This window comes from Cupriavidus oxalaticus (genome assembly GCF_004768545.1).
GTDB classification, from domain to species: domain Bacteria; phylum Pseudomonadota; class Gammaproteobacteria; order Burkholderiales; family Burkholderiaceae; genus Cupriavidus; species Cupriavidus oxalaticus_A.
Window position 1 is genome coordinate 488,194 of the sequence record NZ_CP038635.1, and the last position, 17,281, is coordinate 505,474.

17 protein-coding genes are annotated in these 17,281 nt (G+C 69.1%); 5 read left to right on the forward strand and 12 right to left on the reverse strand.

Annotated elements, in window-relative coordinates; all coding sequences use genetic code 11:
- Positions 1 to 129: 129 nt before the first annotated feature.
- From E0W60_RS13090 to E0W60_RS13120, 7 genes are all read right to left on the reverse strand, one after another.
- Positions 130 to 1,359, reverse strand: a complete 1,230-nt coding sequence (locus tag E0W60_RS13090) for a UbiH/UbiF/VisC/COQ6 family ubiquinone biosynthesis hydroxylase (RefSeq protein WP_195430599.1) — start codon at positions 1,357 to 1,359, stop codon at positions 130 to 132.
- Positions 1,340 to 1,825 carry a hypothetical protein gene (locus tag E0W60_RS13095; protein ID WP_135704466.1) on the reverse strand — a complete coding sequence of 162 codons (486 nt, stop codon included), beginning with the start codon at positions 1,823 to 1,825 and terminating at the stop codon, positions 1,340 to 1,342. Before E0W60_RS13095 ends, E0W60_RS13090 begins: the two co-directional genes overlap by 20 nt.
- Positions 1,822 to 3,213: an aminopeptidase P N-terminal domain-containing protein gene (locus E0W60_RS13100; protein ID WP_135704468.1), complete on the reverse strand. Its 1,392-nt coding sequence runs from the start codon at positions 3,211 to 3,213 to the stop codon at positions 1,822 to 1,824. The genes E0W60_RS13095 and E0W60_RS13100 overlap by 4 nt, the downstream gene beginning before the upstream one ends.
- A gap of 118 nt (positions 3,214 to 3,331) precedes the next feature.
- A complete protein-coding gene (gene murU / locus E0W60_RS13105) occupies positions 3,332 to 4,069 on the reverse strand; it encodes an N-acetylmuramate alpha-1-phosphate uridylyltransferase MurU (RefSeq protein ID WP_135704470.1) in 738 nt (245 codons plus the stop codon).
- The gene (locus E0W60_RS13110) at positions 4,069 to 4,392 is read right to left on the reverse strand and encodes an AzlD domain-containing protein (RefSeq protein WP_133093742.1); all 324 of its coding nucleotides are present in this window, start codon (positions 4,390 to 4,392) and stop codon (positions 4,069 to 4,071) included. Before E0W60_RS13110 ends, murU begins: the two co-directional genes overlap by 1 nt.
- Complete coding sequence (locus E0W60_RS13115) at positions 4,389 to 5,090, reverse strand: AzlC family ABC transporter permease (RefSeq protein WP_240745976.1); 702 nt, start codon at positions 5,088 to 5,090, stop codon at positions 4,389 to 4,391. The genes E0W60_RS13110 and E0W60_RS13115 overlap by 4 nt, the downstream gene beginning before the upstream one ends.
- A 106-nt stretch (positions 5,091 to 5,196) precedes the next feature.
- A complete protein-coding gene (locus E0W60_RS13120; RefSeq protein WP_135704472.1) occupies positions 5,197 to 6,231 on the reverse strand; it encodes an aminoglycoside phosphotransferase family protein in 1,035 nt (344 codons plus the stop codon).
- Positions 6,232 to 6,431: 200 nt separating this feature from the next.
- On the opposite strand from E0W60_RS13120, the gene E0W60_RS13125 reads away from it, so the two are divergent.
- The 5 genes from E0W60_RS13125 to trpS are packed head-to-tail and all read left to right on the forward strand — an operon-like array spanning position 6,432 to position 13,450.
- The gene (locus E0W60_RS13125; protein WP_135704474.1) at positions 6,432 to 8,873 is read left to right on the forward strand and encodes an LPS-assembly protein LptD; all 2,442 of its coding nucleotides are present in this window, start codon (positions 6,432 to 6,434) and stop codon (positions 8,871 to 8,873) included.
- 9 nt (positions 8,874 to 8,882) lie between these two features.
- On the forward strand, positions 8,883 to 10,355 hold the full coding sequence (locus E0W60_RS13130) for a peptidylprolyl isomerase (protein ID WP_133093746.1): 1,473 nt from the start codon (positions 8,883 to 8,885) through the stop codon (positions 10,353 to 10,355).
- 34 nt (positions 10,356 to 10,389) lie between these two features.
- Positions 10,390 to 11,493, forward strand: a complete 1,104-nt coding sequence (pdxA, locus tag E0W60_RS13135) for a 4-hydroxythreonine-4-phosphate dehydrogenase PdxA (RefSeq protein WP_135704476.1) — start codon at positions 10,390 to 10,392, stop codon at positions 11,491 to 11,493.
- Between the two features lie 29 nt (positions 11,494 to 11,522).
- The gene (gene rsmA / locus E0W60_RS13140) at positions 11,523 to 12,356 is read left to right on the forward strand and encodes a 16S rRNA (adenine(1518)-N(6)/adenine(1519)-N(6))-dimethyltransferase RsmA (protein ID WP_133094207.1); all 834 of its coding nucleotides are present in this window, start codon (positions 11,523 to 11,525) and stop codon (positions 12,354 to 12,356) included.
- Between the two features lie 56 nt (positions 12,357 to 12,412).
- Entirely contained in the window at positions 12,413 to 13,450 is a 1,038-nt protein-coding gene (gene trpS, locus E0W60_RS13145) for a tryptophan--tRNA ligase (protein ID WP_133093748.1), read from the forward strand.
- Between the two features lie 123 nt (positions 13,451 to 13,573).
- Here trpS and E0W60_RS13150 read toward each other — a convergent pair whose 3' ends face one another.
- The 5 genes from E0W60_RS13150 to gmhB form a co-directional block, all read right to left on the reverse strand.
- Positions 13,574 to 14,440, reverse strand: a complete 867-nt coding sequence (locus E0W60_RS13150; protein ID WP_195430696.1) for a DMT family transporter — start codon at positions 14,438 to 14,440, stop codon at positions 13,574 to 13,576.
- Positions 14,441 to 14,499: 59 nt separating this feature from the next.
- Positions 14,500 to 14,907 (reverse strand): lactoylglutathione lyase, encoded by a 408-nt coding sequence (gene gloA / locus E0W60_RS13155; RefSeq protein WP_029048797.1) that lies wholly within the window; start codon positions 14,905 to 14,907, stop codon positions 14,500 to 14,502.
- Positions 14,908 to 15,003: 96 nt separating this feature from the next.
- Complete coding sequence (locus tag E0W60_RS13160; RefSeq protein WP_133093751.1) at positions 15,004 to 15,858, reverse strand: M48 family metallopeptidase; 855 nt, start codon at positions 15,856 to 15,858, stop codon at positions 15,004 to 15,006.
- Positions 15,855 to 16,619 carry a lysophospholipid acyltransferase family protein gene (locus E0W60_RS13165; protein ID WP_135704478.1) on the reverse strand — a complete coding sequence of 255 codons (765 nt, stop codon included), beginning with the start codon at positions 16,617 to 16,619 and terminating at the stop codon, positions 15,855 to 15,857. The genes E0W60_RS13160 and E0W60_RS13165 overlap by 4 nt, the downstream gene beginning before the upstream one ends.
- Before the next feature lie 46 nt (positions 16,620 to 16,665).
- Positions 16,666 to 17,268 (reverse strand): D-glycero-beta-D-manno-heptose 1,7-bisphosphate 7-phosphatase, encoded by a 603-nt coding sequence (gene gmhB / locus E0W60_RS13170; protein ID WP_133093753.1) that lies wholly within the window; start codon positions 17,266 to 17,268, stop codon positions 16,666 to 16,668.
- Between the last annotated feature and the right edge of the window lie 13 nt (positions 17,269 to 17,281).

Consider the following 17,281-nt stretch of genomic DNA (forward strand, 5'->3'; position numbering starts at 1 on the left):
GGACATGTGCGAGGCCGAGATTCTACCGCCAAACGGGAGTGACTGCCCAAGAATTGAGCATCGATGGCGCAATCTGTAGCGGGATCTGTGGCGCGTGGCGCACGCGCCACAGATCCCCGATGCCAGTTTTCAGCGGCGCATGCCGAACATCATGTGGCGCGCCAGCGCGTGCCGCAGCGGCGGCAGGCAGGCCAGTGCCGCCAGCGACGCCCCGCGGGCATGCGCGGCAAGCGGGTAGGGCACGCCGAACAGGCGCGGCAGCAGGTCGGTGACGCCGATGGTGACCGCGCGGTCGAGCCGATGCCGGCTGGCAAAGGCCTGCAGCGCCTGCGGCGTGCAGGCGGCACGCAGCGAATCGGCCAGCGCGAAGGCGTCGCGCAGGCCCAGGTTGAGGCCCTGGCCCGCCACCGGGTGCAGCGTCTGCGCCGCATTGCCGACCGCAGCGACGCGGCCGCTGACCGTGACCGGCGCGGCGTTCAGCCCCAGCGGGAAGGCATGGCGCTTGCCCGCCAGCGTGAAGTAGCCCATGCGGTCGCCGAAGGCATGGCCAAGCTCCAGCGCGAACTCCGCGTCGGGCAGCGCCAGCCGTCGCGCGGCCTGTTCGGGCGGGCAGCACCACACCAGCGCGTAGCCGGCAACGCCATGTTCGTCGTGGGGCAGCAGCGCCAGCGGGCCTTCGTCGGTAAAGCGCTCCCAGGCCCAGCCCGGCTGCGGCCGCGAGCAGGCCACATGGGCGATCACGGCGGTCTGCCCGTAGTCGCGCGTGCGCGCGCCGCGGCCCTGGTGCCGGGCCTGCTCGTGAAACAGGCCGCCCTCGGCCTGTATCGCCACCCTGGCGGTAAAGCGCGCGACCTGCCCGTCATGGGCGGTGCCAGTCAGCCGCACCGTGCCGCCGTCGGGATCGTCGCCAGTGCCGGCGGATGGCGCCTGCTCGATCTGGTCGATGCGGGTCTCGAATACGCGCTGCAGCCGGTCGGCGGGGCAAGCCTGCGCGGCGCGCGCGAGGGCGCGTTCGAGCACATCGCACAGCTCGCCATAGCGGACCACATAGCCCAATGCCGGCACGCCGTAGTCGTCATGGTGCAGCCGGACATGGCCGAAGCGGCCGCGCTGCGACACGTGGATATGCTCGATCGGGCTGCCGGGCACGGGCCACGCGCCGATCTGCTCGAGCAGCTGGCGGCTGCCGTGCGACAGCGCGATCGCGCGCGGGTCGCGCGCGGCGCGCGCCGGCGTGGCCGCATCGATCAGCGCGATGCGCCAGTCGGTGGTGCGCAGCAGCTGGCAGGCCAGCGCCAGTCCCACCGGGCCGCCGCCGACGATGGCGATGTCCTGGATATCAGCTGGCGCGGCCGGCATCGTCACTGCCTCCTGCATTGCCGCCGGTGCCATCGCTGCCGCCGATGCCAGTCTCGCCGGCCCCGCGCTTCCAGCAGATCGCGTCAGTGCGCGACTTGCCGGCCGCAGCGTCGCGCAGCGCATTGTCGAGCTTCTGCTGGCTGAAGCCGGGCAGCGCGCGCAATTGCTCGAGCAGCGCGGCATAGTTGGCGGCATCGGCCGGGACCACACAGCCCTGGCCGCTGTCGGGCGCGCCGACCAGGATCAGCCAGGCAGCGCCCGCCCAGGGTTCGCGGTTGGAGACGCGCACCACGACGCGTTCCAGCGTATCCCATGCGATTTCCTCGCGCTGCCCATCGGGGCGGTGCACCACGACGCGGTCGTCGAACAGGTTGATGATGAACGGTTCCGACGGGTTGCGCGGTTTTGCGGCCGCAGCCTGGGTGCTGCCCTGGCCGGGAAAGAGTCTGCGCAGCCAACCGATCATCGCCGGCCTCCGGCATCGCGCATCAGCGCCTCGATCTCGTCGGCATGCACCGGCACGCCGCGGGTGATCAGCTCGCAGTCGCGATCGGTCACCACGGCGTCATCCTCGATGCGGATGCCGATATGCCAGTAGCGCTCCGGCACGTCCTGCGCCGGTCGCACGTAGATGCCGGGCTCGATGGTCAGCACCATGCCCGGCTGCAGCGGCCGCCACGGGCGCTCGCCTTCGCCGGTGTGGCTGGCGACGCGGTATTCGCCCACGTCGTGCACGTCCATGCCGAGCCAGTGCCCGGTGCGGTGCATGTAGAAGCGGCGGTAGCTGCCGCTGGCCAGCACGTCGTCGAGCGTGCCTTCCTTGTTGCGGTCGAGCAGGCCGGTATCGAGCATGCCTTGCGCCAGCACGCGCACGGCGGCATCGTGCGGCACGTTGTAGGGCACGCCGGCGCGGGTTTCGGCGATCGCAGCTTCCTGCGCCGCCACCACCAGGTCATACAGCTCGCGCTGCGCGGGCGAAAAGCGCCCCGACACCGGGAAGGTACGGGTGATGTCCGAAGCGTAGCCGTCGAGCTCGCAGCCGGCGTCGATCAGGCACAGGTCGCCATCCTTCAGTTCGGCCGGGCCGGCGCGGTAGTGCAGCACGCAGGCGTTGGGGCCGGCGGCGACGATCGAGTTGTAGGCCACGCTCTGCGCGCCGTGGCGGCGGAATTCATAGAGCAGCTCGGCTTCGAGGTGGTATTCGCGCAGGCCCGGGCGCGTGGCGTGCATCGCGCGCACATGGGCGCCGGCGGAGATTTCGCCCGCGCGGCGCATGATGGCCAGCTCGCCCGCGTCCTTGAACAGCCGCATCTCGTCAAGCAGCGTGCGGATATCGATCGCTACCGACGGCGCCGACACCCCGGCACGGCCCTGCATGCGCACGGCGTCGAGCCAGCGGCGCATCTGCACGTCGGTGCGGGTCGACTCGGCCAGCGGGTAAGCGACCTGCGCGCGATTGGCCAGCAGCGGCGGTAGCGTCGCATCGATCTCTTCGAACGAATGCGCCTCGTCGAAGCCGAACGCGGCGCGCGCCCCTTCGGGGCCGTAGCGGAAGCCGTCCCAGATCTCGCGCTCCTCGTGCTTGGGGCGGCAGAACAGGATGCTGCGGTCGGCATCGGCCGGGTCGCCCGGCGCGCCGGCCACCAGCACCAGCACGGCCTCGGGCTCGGTGAAGCCGGTCAGGTAATAGAAATAGCTGTCGTGGCGGTACGGATAGTCGCTGTCGCGGTTGCGCATCGCTTCCGGCGCCGTAGGCAGGATCGCCACGCCACCGCCGCCGGCGCGCAGGTGCTGCAGCACACGGGCGCGGCGTTCGCGGCAGGCGGCGAGGAGGGCGTTGTCGGGTGCGGACATGGTGTGGCCTGGGGAAGAGGAGGATCAGGCCGATTCTAACGCCGCCGGGCGCGTTGCAGCGGCGGTGCTGCAAAAGGCGCGTCGCGCCACTGCCATGGCGCGCTTCCATACCCCTGATTCAACGCCCCACGGAGGCGACCGGCACAGGCGCAATACTGGCGTCCAGCTCTGCCAGCTGCGCCGGCGTCCCAACGTTTTCCCAGCGCCCGTCGAAACGTTCTCCGCTGGCGGTGCCGGCGGCGATCGCGGCGCGGTAGAAGGGTGTCATGGCGACCCGCGTGCCAGTCGCGATGCCGGCGAACAGGCGCGTATCGTACAGGCCGATATTGCCGAAGGTGAGGCGCTCGCCGTGGATCGGGTGCTCCTCCAGCGATAGCCGCCCTTGCGCGTCCATTCCGAAGTCGCCACGCGGATGGAACGCGGGGTTGGGCACCATGACCAGGTGCATGCGCGGCTCGGCGGCGCCGGCTATCGCGACGGCGCGGGGCAGGAGCTTGCGGAAGTCGTAGTCGCAGAAGATGTCGCCCGACACGGCCAGGAAGATCTCGCCGCGGGCCGGGTCGTGCGACAGCAGCGGCAGGGCCTTGGCGATGCCGCCGGCGGTTTCCAGCGCCTCGGTTTCGGGCGAGTACGCGATGCGCACGCCGAAGCGGCTGCCGTCGCCGAGCGCGGCTTCGATCTGCTCGCCCAGCCACGCATGGTTGATGACGATGTCGCGCAGGCCGGCGCGCGCCAGCGCTTCGATCTTCCAGACGATCAGCGGCTTGCCGCCCACGGCCAGCAGCGGCTTGGGGCAGGTATCGGTCAGCGGGCGCATTCGGTCGCCGCGGCCGGCGGCGAAGATCATGACCTTCATCAGAACAGGGCCTCCAGGGCAAGCAGCGCGGCCATGCCGCCGGCGATGGTCCAGCCGACGCTGCGGGTACGCGCGGCGATCAGGATGGCGACCACGCCGGCCACCAGCCGCGCATTGGTAGGGGTGAGCGCGAGCTCGCCGCCCTGCATCAGCAGGTCGGGGGCGATCAGCGCGGACAGCATGGCGGCCGGGACGAACTGCAGCGCGGTCCGGAACCACGCCGGCAGCCGCACGCGGCCTTCCACGGCAATGAATGACAGGCGGATCAGGAAGGTCGCCAGGCCGGCGGCCAGGAAGACCCATAGCAAGGTCAGCGCATTCATGCGGCCTCCTTGCCGACCGAGCCGGCCCGATCCGCCGCGCCGGCCCGGCGCGCGCCGGGGCGGTTGCCGCGGCCCAGTACCAGCATGCCGGCGGCGATGCCGCCCAGCGCCGCCACCATCAGCCCGAGCTTGTGCGGCAGGCCGTAGCAGGCCACCGCCAGTATGCTGGCGGCCACCGCAGCGGCCACGTGCGAGCGGTGCTTGAGACCGGGCACGATGATGCCGATGAACGTCAGCGGCAGGAAGAAATCGAGCGGCCAGTCGCGCGGCACCTGGGCGCCGACCAGCACGCCGGCCAGCGTCGACACCTGCCAGCTGGCCCACAGCGCGAAGCCGCCGCCGAAGTAGTACCAGTGGCGGTATTGCGCGCGCGGGCCGGTATCGCCCAGCCGGTGCGTCATCGCGGCGAAGGCCTCGTCGGTCAGCAGGTAGGCGATCAGCGCCTTCCAGCGGCGCGGCAGGTGGGCCAGCGTGGGCGCGATCGTCGCGGAATACAGGGCGTGGCGCAGGTTGACCATGGCCACCGTCAGCGTGATCACCACCGCGGGCGTGCCGGCGGTCCACAACTGGGTCAGGATCATCTGCGAGGCGCCGCCGAATACGATCGCGCTCATGGCACAGGCCAGCCACGCCGGCATGCCGGCGCCGACGGCCAGCACGCCGTAGATCAGGCCAAACGGCACCACGCCAAGCAGCATCGGCGCGAGCGCGCGCGCGCCGGCCAGCCATTCGCCGAGGGCGGTAATGGCGGCGCTGGCGTGGGCGGCGTGCGGCCGGGCCGGGTCGTTGGCGTCAGGCACGTCGTCAGAAGGTATAGCCGGCCGGGCTGGCCGCGCCTTCCAGCGCATCCAGCAGGCGGATCAGCTTGCGCAGCTCGGTATAGCGGCCGGCAACGTTGCGGGTGTACTTCAGCACCAGCGGCAGGTTGGCGAGGTAGCCGTCCTTGCCGTCGCGGTGGTACAGGCGGGCGAAGATGCCCAGCACCTTCAGGTGGCGCTGCAGGCCCATCCATTCGAAATCGCGGTAGAACTCGCCAAAATCGGCATTGACCGGCAGGCCGGCCTTGCGCGCGCGCTCCCAGTAGCGGATCAGCCAGTCGAGCTGCTGTTCCTCATCCCATTCGATATAGGCGTCGCGCCACAGCGAGACCGCGTCATAGGTGATCGGGCCGATCACCGCGTCCTGGAAATCCAGCACGCCAGGATTGGCGCCGCCGTCCAGCACCATCAGGTTGCGCGAGTGGTAGTCGCGGTGCACGTAGACCTGCGGCTGCGCCAGGTTGTTGGCAAGCAGCGTATCCATTACTTCACGCAGGTCGGCCTGCTGGGCGTCGCCAAGTGTGGCGCCAAGGTGTTTGGCCACGTACCACTGCGGGAACAGGTCGAGCTCGCGCTGCAGCAGCGCGCGGTCGTAGGCGGGCAGTTCGCCGGGGCGGGTGGCGGCCTGGATGCGGACCAGCGCCGCGGCGGCGTCGGCATACATGCCATGGGCGGTGGAGTCGTCCAGCCGTGACAGGTAAGTCTGGCTGCCCAGGTCCGCGAGCAGCAGGAAACCCTGCGCCAGGTCCTGCGCCAGCACGGTCGGCACGGTCACGCCGGCCGCGCCGAACAGCTGGCAGACGTGGATGAAGGGGCGGCAGTCCTCGTGCGCCGGCGGCGCGTCCATGACGATGGCGGTCGGGTGCGCCGGGTTGCCGGTGCGCACGCGGAAATAGCGCCGGAAGCTGGCATCGGCCGATGCGGGCACGCAGGAGTCGGGATCGGCGGACCATGCCGGGCCAAGGCCGGACACCCAGGCCTTGAGCTGGTCCAGGCGCGGGTCGTGGGGAAGAGCTGCCATACAGGAAGGGCGCGGAAAAATATCGTGGAGCGGGGCAAGCCGGCCGCAAGGGCAGGTTTGGATGCCCCGTATAATACCCGACCAGACCCGGGCGCCGGGCGGCCCCCGGGAGGGGCCTTCGTTGCCCCGCAGCCTGTTCTGGCAGGGGTTGGCGGCTTGCAGGCGGCCGCAGCCCACGCCGAGACTGACAACCCGTGCGAATGACCGAACAACGACGAACACCGAATAACAAGGCCTTGCTTTCGCCTGCCCCCTCTGGCGCCGCCGCCCGCGCCAGGCGCGCCGGCCGCCTGAACGCGGGCCGGCTGCGCCCGCTGGTGCTGGCCATGGCCGGGCTGTCGGCCGGCGCCCACGCGCAGATGTCTGGCTCGGCGATTCCGGACCTGGACCAGGTCGAGCCGGTGTTCGAAGCCGCACCGCAGGTGCCCGAGCTGCCCGCGGTCTCGGGCGAACTGGTGCCGCGGCTGGCCGAGCCTCCCAAGACCAGCGAGCCTGATTCCGGCGCGCCGACGTTCATCGAGGGCGACCGCATGACCGGCTACAGCGAGCGCGGCGTCGAGCTCGAGGGCCATGCCGAACTGCGTCGCGACGGCGGCGTGGTCAAGGGCGACAAGCTGAGCTACGACCAGGATACGGACGAGGCCCATGCCGAGGGCAACGTGCGGCTGTCGCGCAGCGGCACGCTGGCAGTGGGGCCGGAGGCGAAGCTGAAGGTCGAGGCCAACGAAGGCTACATGCTGTCGCCCGACTACTACTTCCAGCAGACCGGCGGCGCCGGCAAGGCCGAGCGCATCGACTTCCTGGACAAGGACCGCAGCACCATCAAGCGGGCGTCGTACACCACCTGCTCGCCGGACAATGCGGACTGGTATTTCAGCGCCAACCAGATTGACCTCGACAGCGACCGCCAGGTGGGCGTTGCCTATGGCGGCGTGCTGAATTTCTTCGGGGTGCCGATCGCGGCAGCGCCGGCATTCAGTTTTCCGTTGAACGATGATCGCCGCAGCGGCTTCCTGGCGCCGTTGATGGGTTACGGCTCGCGCTCGGGTTTCGACCTGACCATGCCGTACTACTTCAACATCGCGCCGAACCGCGACCTGACCATCTACCCGCGCCTGATGACGGAGCGGGGCCTGCAGCTGGGCGGCGAGTACCGCTACCTGGGGCAGGGCTACTCCGGCCGCATCCGCGCCGAGTTCCTGCCTGACGACCAGAAGACCAACTCGAACCGCTGGGCCTACTCGATCCAGCACAACCAGAACCTGGCCAAGGGGCTGAACGCCTACCTGAACGTCAACCGGGTCTCGGACGACCAGTACCCGGACGACTTCAACCGCAGCGTGGCGCAGTCCGCGCAGCGCCAGTACGTGCAGGAAGGCGGCGTCACCTACAACTGGCAGGATTTCTTCCTGATGGCGCGGGTGCAGAAGTTCCAGACACTGCGCCCCAGCGAGCCATCGTACGAGCGCGTGCCGCAGCTCAACGGCAAGTACATCCGCTATGACCTGGGCGGCTTCGACGTGCAGGTGGAGGCCGACTACACCCGCTTCCGCATCCCGCTGACGTCCACGGGCTTCCAGCAGCCGCAGGGCGAGCGCATGTTCATCCAGCCCAGCATCAGCTACCCGATCGTGCGCGCCGGCTGGTACGTGACGCCGAAGGTCACGTTCAACGCGACCCAGTACCAGATGGAGTCGCAGGACAATACGCCCAACGCGCAGACCAATTTCTCGCGCGTGCTGCCCACCGTCAGCCTGGATTCGGGCATGACGTTCGAGCGCGAGGCGCCGACCATGAGCCGGCTGTTCGGCGTGAACTACCTGCAGACGCTGGAGCCGCGCCTGTTCTACGTGTACACGCCGTTCCGCGACCAGAGCCTGTTCCCGCTGTTCGACACGGTCCAGTCCGATTTCGGCTACGGCCAGATCTTCAGCGAGAACCCGTTCACCGGCTACGACCGCATCGCCGACAACAACAAGATCACCGGTGGCCTGACCACGCGCCTGATCGAGTCCGACTCCGGCATCGAGCGCTTCCGCGGCACCATCGCGCAGCGCTACGACTTCACCGGGCAGCGCGTGCAGCTCAATGGCACGCTGGCGGACCCCAAGCCCGGCGCATCCGACCTGCTTGCCGCGACCACCATCCAGATGTTCCGGGGCTATTACCTGGACATGGGCTTGCAGTACAACCTGGATACCGACCGGGTCAACTACGGCAACGTGGCGTTTTCATACCGCCCCGAGCCGCGCAAGGTCTTCAACGCCGGCTACCGCTACCGCCGTCCGACCGCCGTGACCGACAACACCGCGATCGACCAGTTCGAGCTGTCGGGCCAGTGGCCGATCACGCGGCGCGCCTACGCCATCGCCCGCTTTGCCTTCGACCTGAGCGCGAGCCAGATGGTCGATACGCTGGCCGGCGTCGAATACGCCGCGGATTGCTGGGTCGGCCGCGTGGTCTACCAGCGTTTCCGCAACACCACGCAGGGCTATACCGGGCGGGTCTTCCTGCAGGTGGAGTTCCGTGGCCTTTCCAAGATCGGGTCCAATCCGCTGAACATCCTGCGCCTGAACGTGCCGGGCTACGAGCCTGTGTCCGCCAAGCCGGTGCCGACGACCCAGTACGATCACTATGAATGACGGATTAAGATGAAACGTCAAGAATTCGCCGTGTTTTCCTTTCTTATGACGTCGTGGCACCGCCTGCTGCTGCCGGCCGTGCTGGCCGCGATCGCCGTGCCGGCCGCCGCGCAGCTGAAGGCGCCGGGCGCGGGACGTGCCACCGGCATCTTCGTGCCGCAGTCGTCCGACGTCACCGCGCCGGCGAGCCAGCCCAAGCTCGGCGTGCCGCAGCCCGGTGACCAGAAGCGCTCGCAGCTGGTCGACGAGGTGGTTGCCGTGGTCAACAACAGCGTGATCACGCGCCGCGAGCTGCTCGACCGCGCCGACGAGATCGAAGGCCAGCTGCGCGCCGCCGGCCGTCCGGTCCCGCCGCGCGCGGACCTGCTCGGCGAGGTGCTGGAACGCCTGGTGATGGAACGCGTGCAGACCCAGGCCGCGCAGGAAGCCGGCATCCGCGTGACCGACCAGGAGATCGACCGCGCCATCGAATCGGTGGCGCAGCAGAACCGCATGAACGCCACCGAGCTGCGCCGCCGCGTGGAAGCCAGCGGCATGACCTGGACCAAGTACCGCGACGAACTGCGCAAGCAGGTCCAGGTGATTCGCCTGCGCGAGCGCGAGGTCGATTCCAAGGTTCAGGTCTACGACGGCGAGATCGACAACTTCCTGGCTGCCCGCGGCGGCCAGGCCGGCGCTACCGGCCCGACCGAATACAACGTGGCGCAGATCCTCGTGCGCGTGCCCGAGAATGCCTCGGAGGCGCAGAAGCAGGCGCAGCGCGCCAAGGCCGAGGGGCTGCTGAAGCAGGCCCAGGGCGGCGCGGATTTTGCGCAGCTGGCGCAAGCCAATTCGGAAGGCCCGGAAGCCGCGCAGGGCGGCGCCATGGGCTTCCGCGAGATCGGCCGCCTGCCGGCGCTGTTCGCCAACTCGGTGGTCGACCTCCAGCCTGGCGCCGTGGCGCCCCAGGTGGTGGAAAGCGCCGCGGGCTTCCATGTGGTCAAGCTGGTGGCCAAGCGCGCCGCCCCGGCATCCGGCACGGCCGCGGCAGGCAAGATCACGCAGACGCAGGTGCGCCATATCCTGATCCGCACCGGCCCCAACATGCCAGAAGCCGAGGCGCGCCGCCAGCTCAGCACGCTGCGCGACCGCATCACCCACGGCGGCGACTTTGCCGACGCGGCCAAGCGCTTCTCGCAGGACGGCTCGGCACAGAACGGCGGCGACCTAGGCTGGGTTTCGCCGGGCGAGCTGGTGCCCGAGTTCGAGCAGGCCATGAGCCGCCTGCGCACGAACGAGATCTCCGAGCCGGTGGTCACGCAGTTCGGCGTGCACCTGATCCAGGTGCTGAACCGCCGCGAGACCGAGCTGTCGCCCGAGAAGCAGCGCGACTTTGCCCGAGCCGAGGTCCGCGAACAGAAGCTGCGGGCCGCGTATGATGACTGGGTGCGCCAGCTGCGCTCGCAGGCGTACGTCGAGTACCGCATCAACCGGCAGCGCTGATACGCGCACGCGCCGCCGACTCGCCCACGCCGACATGCCTGACCCGCTATCCCTGGCCATTTCCACCGGCGAACCCGCCGGCATCGGCCCCGATATCACCATCGGGGCGTTGCTGCAGCTCGCCGGCGCCAACCATGGCAACAACGGCGGCAGCGGGCACTACCGCTTCCATGTGCTGGGCGATGCCCGCCTGCTGGCCGATCGCGCCGCGGCGCTGGGCGTGACGCACGCCTGGGAGCGGCGCATCGCCGACGGCGACGTGGTGATCGAGGATATCCCGCTGGCGGTCGCGTGCGAACCGGGCCGGCTGGACGCGCGCAATGGCCGGTACGTGCTGGCGCTGCTCGATGCCGCCATCGCCGGCTGCCGCCCGCATGGCCGCGCCGCGCCGCGCTTTGCGGCCATGGTCACGGCACCGGTGCAGAAGAGCACCATCAACGACGCCGGCGTGCCGTTCACCGGCCACACCGAATACCTGGCCGACAGTGCCGGCGTGCCGCGCGTGGTGATGATGCTGGCCGGCCCGCAGCCCGCGCACGACCACGCCATGCTGCGCGTGGCGCTGGCGACCACCCACCTGCCGCTGCGTGCGGTGCCCGACGCGCTTTCCGTCCCGCTGCTGTTGCAGACCCTGACCATCATCGATGCCGACCTGCGCCGCTACTTCGGCATCGCGCGCCCGCGCATCCTGGTCACGGGCCTGAACCCGCACGCCGGCGAAAGCGGGCACATGGGCCGCGAAGAGATCGACGTGATCGTGCCCGCGCTGGCGCAGGCCAAGGATGCCGGCATCGATGCGCGCGGCCCCTTCCCGGCCGACACGCTGTTCCAGCCGCGCCACCTGCGCGATGCCGACTGCGTGCTGGCGATGTACCATGACCAGGGGCTGGCGCCGCTGAAATACGGCACCTTCGGCCACGGCGTGAACATCACGCTGGGGCTGCCCTTCATCCGCACTTCGGTGGACCACGGCACCGCGCTGGACCTGGCTGGCACCGGCCAGGCAGAGCATGGCAGCATGATCGAGGCCATCCGCAGTGCGGTCACCATGGCCGGCCATGCCAACGGCCGCCATCCCGATGGCGCCGGCGCCAGCCATCCGGGCCATCCCAATCCTGGCTTGCAGCCGCCTTGCTGAAGCCGGACCTCATGCTGCAACATCGAACCATGCGTTCCAACGTGCACCAGGGCCATGTGGCCCGCAAGCGATTCGGGCAGAACTTCCTGGTCGACGACACCATCATCCACGGCATCGTCAATGCCATCAGTCCGCAAGCCGAAGACGTGCTGGTCGAGATCGGGCCGGGACTCGGCGCGCTGACCAGCCCGCTGCTCGAACGCATCCCGCAGATGCAGGTGGTCGAGCTCGACCGCGACCTGGTCGAGCGGCTGCGCCGCCGCTACGGCGAGCGCCTGCAGGTCCATGCCGGCGACGCGCTGGACTTCGACTTCGGTAAGCTGGAAGTGCCGGGCAGGCCGCTGCGCATCGTCGGCAACCTGCCGTACAACATTTCCAGCCCGCTGCTGTTCCACCTGATGCAGTTCGCCGACCGGGTGCGCGACCAGCACTTCATGCTGCAGAAGGAAGTGGTCGAGCGCATGGTGGCCGAGCCCGGCAGCAAGGCCTTCGGCCGGCTGTCGATCATGCTGCAGGTGCGCTACTACATGGAGCATGTGCTGGACGTGCCGCCGGGCAGTTTCAACCCGCCGCCCAAGGTCGATTCGGCCGTGGTGCGGATGATCCCGTGGCCGCGCCATCACGACGGCCGCCTGCGCTCGCCGCATGCCGATTGCGACATCACCGTGCTCGGCGACGTGGTCACCGCGGCGTTTTCGCAGCGGCGCAAGGTGCTGCGCAATACGCTGTCGTTCCTGCGCGACCAGGTCGACTTCGACGCGATGGGCTTCGACCTTGGCCGCCGCGCCGAGGAAGTGCCCGTTGGCGAGTATGTCGAGCTGGCCCGCCGCCTCGGCGGCGGCGCTGCGGGGCAGGCCGCCTGAAGCCCCAGATCAACGAATTCCGAATTTCCGCGACTTATTTCGTGCAAGACCGTTCCATGACAGCCCAAACCAGCCAAACCAACCGGCGTCCCGTGATCCTGACCGGCGACCGTCCCACCGGCCCGCTGCACCTCGGCCACTTCGTCGGCTCGCTGCAGAGCCGCGTGGCGCTGCAGGATTCGCATGAGCAATACCTGCTGCTGGCCGACACCCAGGCCATGACCGACAACGCGCACGATCCCGACAAGGTGCGCCGCAACGTGCTGGAAGTGGCGCTGGACTACCTGGCGGTCGGCATCGACCCGGCCAAGACCACCATCACCGTGCAGTCGCACCTGCCGGCGCTGGCCGAGCTGACGCTGATGTACCTGAACTTTGTCACGGTATCGCGGCTGGAGCGCAACCCGACCATCAAGGAAGAGATCCAGGCGCGCGGCTTCGGCCGCGATATCCCGGCCGGCTTCCTGTGCTACCCGGCCGCGCAGGCCGCGGACATCACCGCCTTCAAGGCCCAGGTGGTGCCGGTGGGCGAAGACCAGGCCCCGCTGATCGAGCAGACCAACGAGATCGTGCGCCGCATCAACAACCAGGTCGGCCGGGACGTGCTGCCGGAGTGCAAGGCGCTGATCCCCAAGTTCGGCCGCCTGCCCGGCGTCGACGGCAAGGCCAAGATGAGCAAGTCGATGGGCAACGCAATCGCGCTGGGCGCGTCGCCGGAGCAGATCAAGGCCGCGGTGCACAGCATGTACACCGACCCGAACCACCTGAAGGTGTCGGATCCGGGCCAGGTCGAGGGCAACGTCGTGTTCACGTACCTGGATGCGTTCGACCCGAACACCGAGGAAGTCGAAGCGCTGAAGGAACACTATCGCAAGGGCGGCCTGGGCGACATGGTGCTCAAGCGCCGCATCGAAGGCATCCTGCAGGACATGCTGGCGCCGATCCGCGCCCGCCGCGAAGAGCTGGCCAAGAACCCGGACTATGTGTTCGATGTGCTGCGCCAGGGCACGCAGAAGGCACGCGAACTGACCCAGCAGACGCTGGAGGAAGTGCGCGACGCGCTGGGGATGTTCTCGTTCGAGGCGCGCCGCTGATTGAACAGCATGCCGTCGCACGTCGGCGGTTTGTTCCCCTCTCCCGTGCGGCGGGAGAGGGGAACGTTCACAAGGGATAGCTGCTACGTTCGGCGCCCATGGTGAGCGAGCCGCGCCAGAGGCCTACGCCCGCCGATTCACCAGCACAATCCCCGCCAGCACCAACACCGCCGCCACCGCAAAGCGCGGCCCCACCACGTCGTGCATCAGCACCACGCCGAAAGCCACCCCGAACAGCGGCGTCAGGAAGGAAAACACCGACAGCCGTGACGCCAGGTAGCGCCGCAGCAGCCAGAACCACGCCAGGTAGCTGGCAAACGCGATCAGCACCGACTGGTAGAACAGGCTCGCCAGCACCACGCCGTCGATCTGCACGGTCGCGGTCTGGCCCGCTGCCATGGCCATCGCCAGCAGCAGCACCGCCGATACCGCCAGCTGGTACAGCAGCGTCTTGCTGGCCGGCGCGGTTGCCAGCGGACTGGCGCGCACCACCACGGTGGTGGCGGCCCACAGCGCCCCGGCCACAATGCCCAGCGCATCGCCCAGCAGCGTGCTGCCATGGGGCGACGGCGCCGCGATGCCATCGGCGAACGCCAGTGCCATGCCCACGAACGCCAGCGCCACGCCGAGCCATTGCCCGGCGTGCAGCCGTTCGCCCGGGACCACGAAATGCAGCCCCAGCGCGGTGAAGATCGGCGCGGTGTACAGGAACACCGCCATGCGCGAGGCCGTGGTGTGGCCCAGCCCGACGAAGATGCAGAAGAACTCGGCGCCGAACAGCAGCCCCGCCAGCAGGCCCGCGTTGAGCGTGCCGTCGCGGCGCCAGATCGGCGTGCCGCGCCAGGCGGCAAAGCCGAACACCAGCAACGCCGCCACCGCCGAGCGCACGCCGGCCTGCAGCACCGCGCCCATCAGCGGCGCGGTCACCTTGATCACCACCTGTTGCAGGCCCCAGGCGGCGCACAGCACCACCATCAGGCCCACCGCCATGCCGTCCAGCGGCCGGCGGCTCAGGGTTTGCGCGTCCACGGTCGCGGCCGATGGACGCGTTACGGGCGGCTGGCGTCGCGGGTGGAATGGCGCTCGATCAGCTCGATCTTGTAGCCGTCCGGGTCTTCGACGAAGGCGATCACGGTGGTGCCGCCCTTGACCGGGCCGGCTTCTCGGGTGACCTTGCCGCCGGCCGCGCGGATGCGCTCGCATGCCGCCGCGGCGTTGTCGGTCTCCAGCGCGATATGGCCGTAGGCGGTGCCCAGGTCATACTGGTCGACGCCGTAGTTGTAGGTCAGCTCCAGCACCGCGGTCTCGCTTTCGGGGCCGTAGCCGACGAAGGCCAGGCGGTACTTGTACTCGGGGTTGTCGCTCTCGCGCAGCAGCTGCATGCCGAGAATGCGGGTATAGAAATCGATGGAGCGCTGCATGTCGCCGACGCGCAGCATGGTGTGGAGGAGTCGCATTTGAGGGCCTTCAACTGTTTTAGGTATTCGAAGGCGCCATTTTAGTGCGTTTAGCCGAAACGCACCGGCCGCTTGGAAGTGGCTTGGAAGCGTGGCTTAAAAGCTCGGCAGCAGCTCGGGCGGATGCGCGCGCAGCTGCGCGCGGGCGTCGCGGAATTCCGGGAAGATCGATTCCACGGTCTGCCAGAAGCGCGGGCCGTGGTTCATTTCCTTCAGGTGGGCGAGTTCGTGCGCCGCGACGTAGTCGATCATCGACAGCGGGAAATGCATCAGGCGCCAGTTCAGCCGGATCTTGCCGTCCGCGGTGCAGCTGCCCCAGCGCGTGGCCGCCGAAGTCAGCGCAAAGCCGGTATGGCGCACGCCCAGTTTGCCGGCATAGACGTCGAGCCGCTCGGCCAGCAGCCGGCGCGCCTGCTGCTGCAGCCAGCCCTGCACGCGGTCCTTGATCTGCTGCTCGTCGGCGTGCGCAGGCAGCGCCAGGTGCAGCACGCGGCTGTCGGCATCGAACAGCAGCGCGCCGATCGGCGACTCCAGCGACAGCGTCAGCGGCTGGCCCAGGAAGGGCAGGCTGGCGCCGTCGCGCCACTGCACCGTGGGCAGCACGCGGCGTGCCTCGCGGTGGCGCCATTCGCCCATCTTGTTGAAGATCCAGCGCTGCTTCTCCAGGATGGCCGATTCGATGTCGGCCAGCGTGACCCAGCGCGGCGCGGTGATCGACAGGCCGCGGTCGTCGATGGTGAAGCCGATGGTGCGCCGCGACGAGCGCTTGAGCGTATAGTGCAGCGCGCGCTCGCCCACGTGCAGCAGCCGGGCATTGGGCTGCGGTACCGGCCATGCCGGCTGCTCCGGCACCAGCGGCGCCGCCGGTGCATGGACTATGGGAGCGGCTTCTGCCAGCGGCAGTTCCAGCTGCGCGCCGTCGGCTTCGGAGGCGGGGCGCAGCAGCTTCATGCGGCCGGCTCTACCCGTGCTTCGCTGCGGTAGCTGTCCGCGTCGATGCGGCGCATGTCGCGCTCGATCCAGTCGGCCACTTCCTGGTTGAGCTGGTCGGCGGTCTTGTTGGCCGAGGCGATCGGCGGGCCGACCGAGATCGTCACCATGCCCGGGTACTTGAGGAACTTGTTGCGCGGCCACACCCGGCCCGAGTTGACCGCCATCGGCAGCACCCAGGCACCGGTCTCGACCGCCAGGCGCGCGCCGCCGCTCTTGTAGCGCGGCTTTTCCAGACCCGACGGCGTGCGCGTGCCTTCCGGGAACATGATGATCCAGGCGCCTTCGGAGAGCCGCTCGCGGCCCTGGCGCACGGCCGAGGCGAAGGCGCGGGTGCCTTCCCTGCGGTTGATATGGACCATCTTCAGCATGCCCAGCGCCCAGCCGAAGAAAGGCACCAGCAGCAGCTCGCGCTTGAACACGAAGCAAAGCGGCCTGGGCATCAGCGCCACGTAAGCCACCGTCTCCCACGCCGACTGGTGCTTGGACAGCAGCACCACCGGCTTGTCGAGCATGCTATCCATATGCTCATGGCCTTCGATGCGGTACTGGATGCCGCAGATGCCGCGGGCGGCCCAGATCACCAGCCGCGGCCAGCCGCGCACGAAGCGGAAGCGCTGGTCGGCATTCATGAAGGGAAACACTACGAAGCAGGCGCAGGCGTAGGGGGGCGTCAGCACCAGCAGGTACAGCGCAAACAGCAGGGAACGGAGAAACGTCATGCGTGGGGGCGCAAAAAAGAGGGTCGGAGCCAGCGTCGGCAATGGCTTATTGTGCGGACTCGCGGGTGGCGCTGTGGTTGCCGCTGTCGTTGCCGCCGTCGTTGCCGGTCAGCCAGCGCGCAAAGGCGCGCAGGTCGTCATGCACCTGCGTGCCGGGCGGCAGGCCGCCTTTGTCCAGCGTCTTCATGCCCTTGCCGCTGCGCACCAGGTGCGGCGCGCAGCCGACCGCGACACCGGCCTCCAGGTCGCGCAGCGAATCGCCGACGATCGGCACGCCGCGCAGCTCGATGCCGAAACGCTCGCTGATCTGCTCGAGCATGCCGGACTTGGGCTTGCGGCAGTCGCAGCCGTCCGCGGCGGTATGCGGGCAGAAGAACACGGCCTCGACGCGCCCGCCCAGGCGTGCCAGCGCCGCGTACATCTTCTCGTGCATGGCGTTGAGCGCGCTCATCTCGAACAGGCCGCGGCCGATGCCGGACTGGTTGCTGGCGATCACCACGCGATAGCCGGCCTGGTTCAGCGCGGCGATGGCTTCCAGGCTGCCGTCGATGGGGATCCACTCGTCGGGCGACTTGATGAACTGGTCGCTGTCGAGGTTGACCACCCCGTCGCGGTCCAGGATGACAAACTTGGGGGGCGTCTGCGGCATGTGCGGCTCCGGT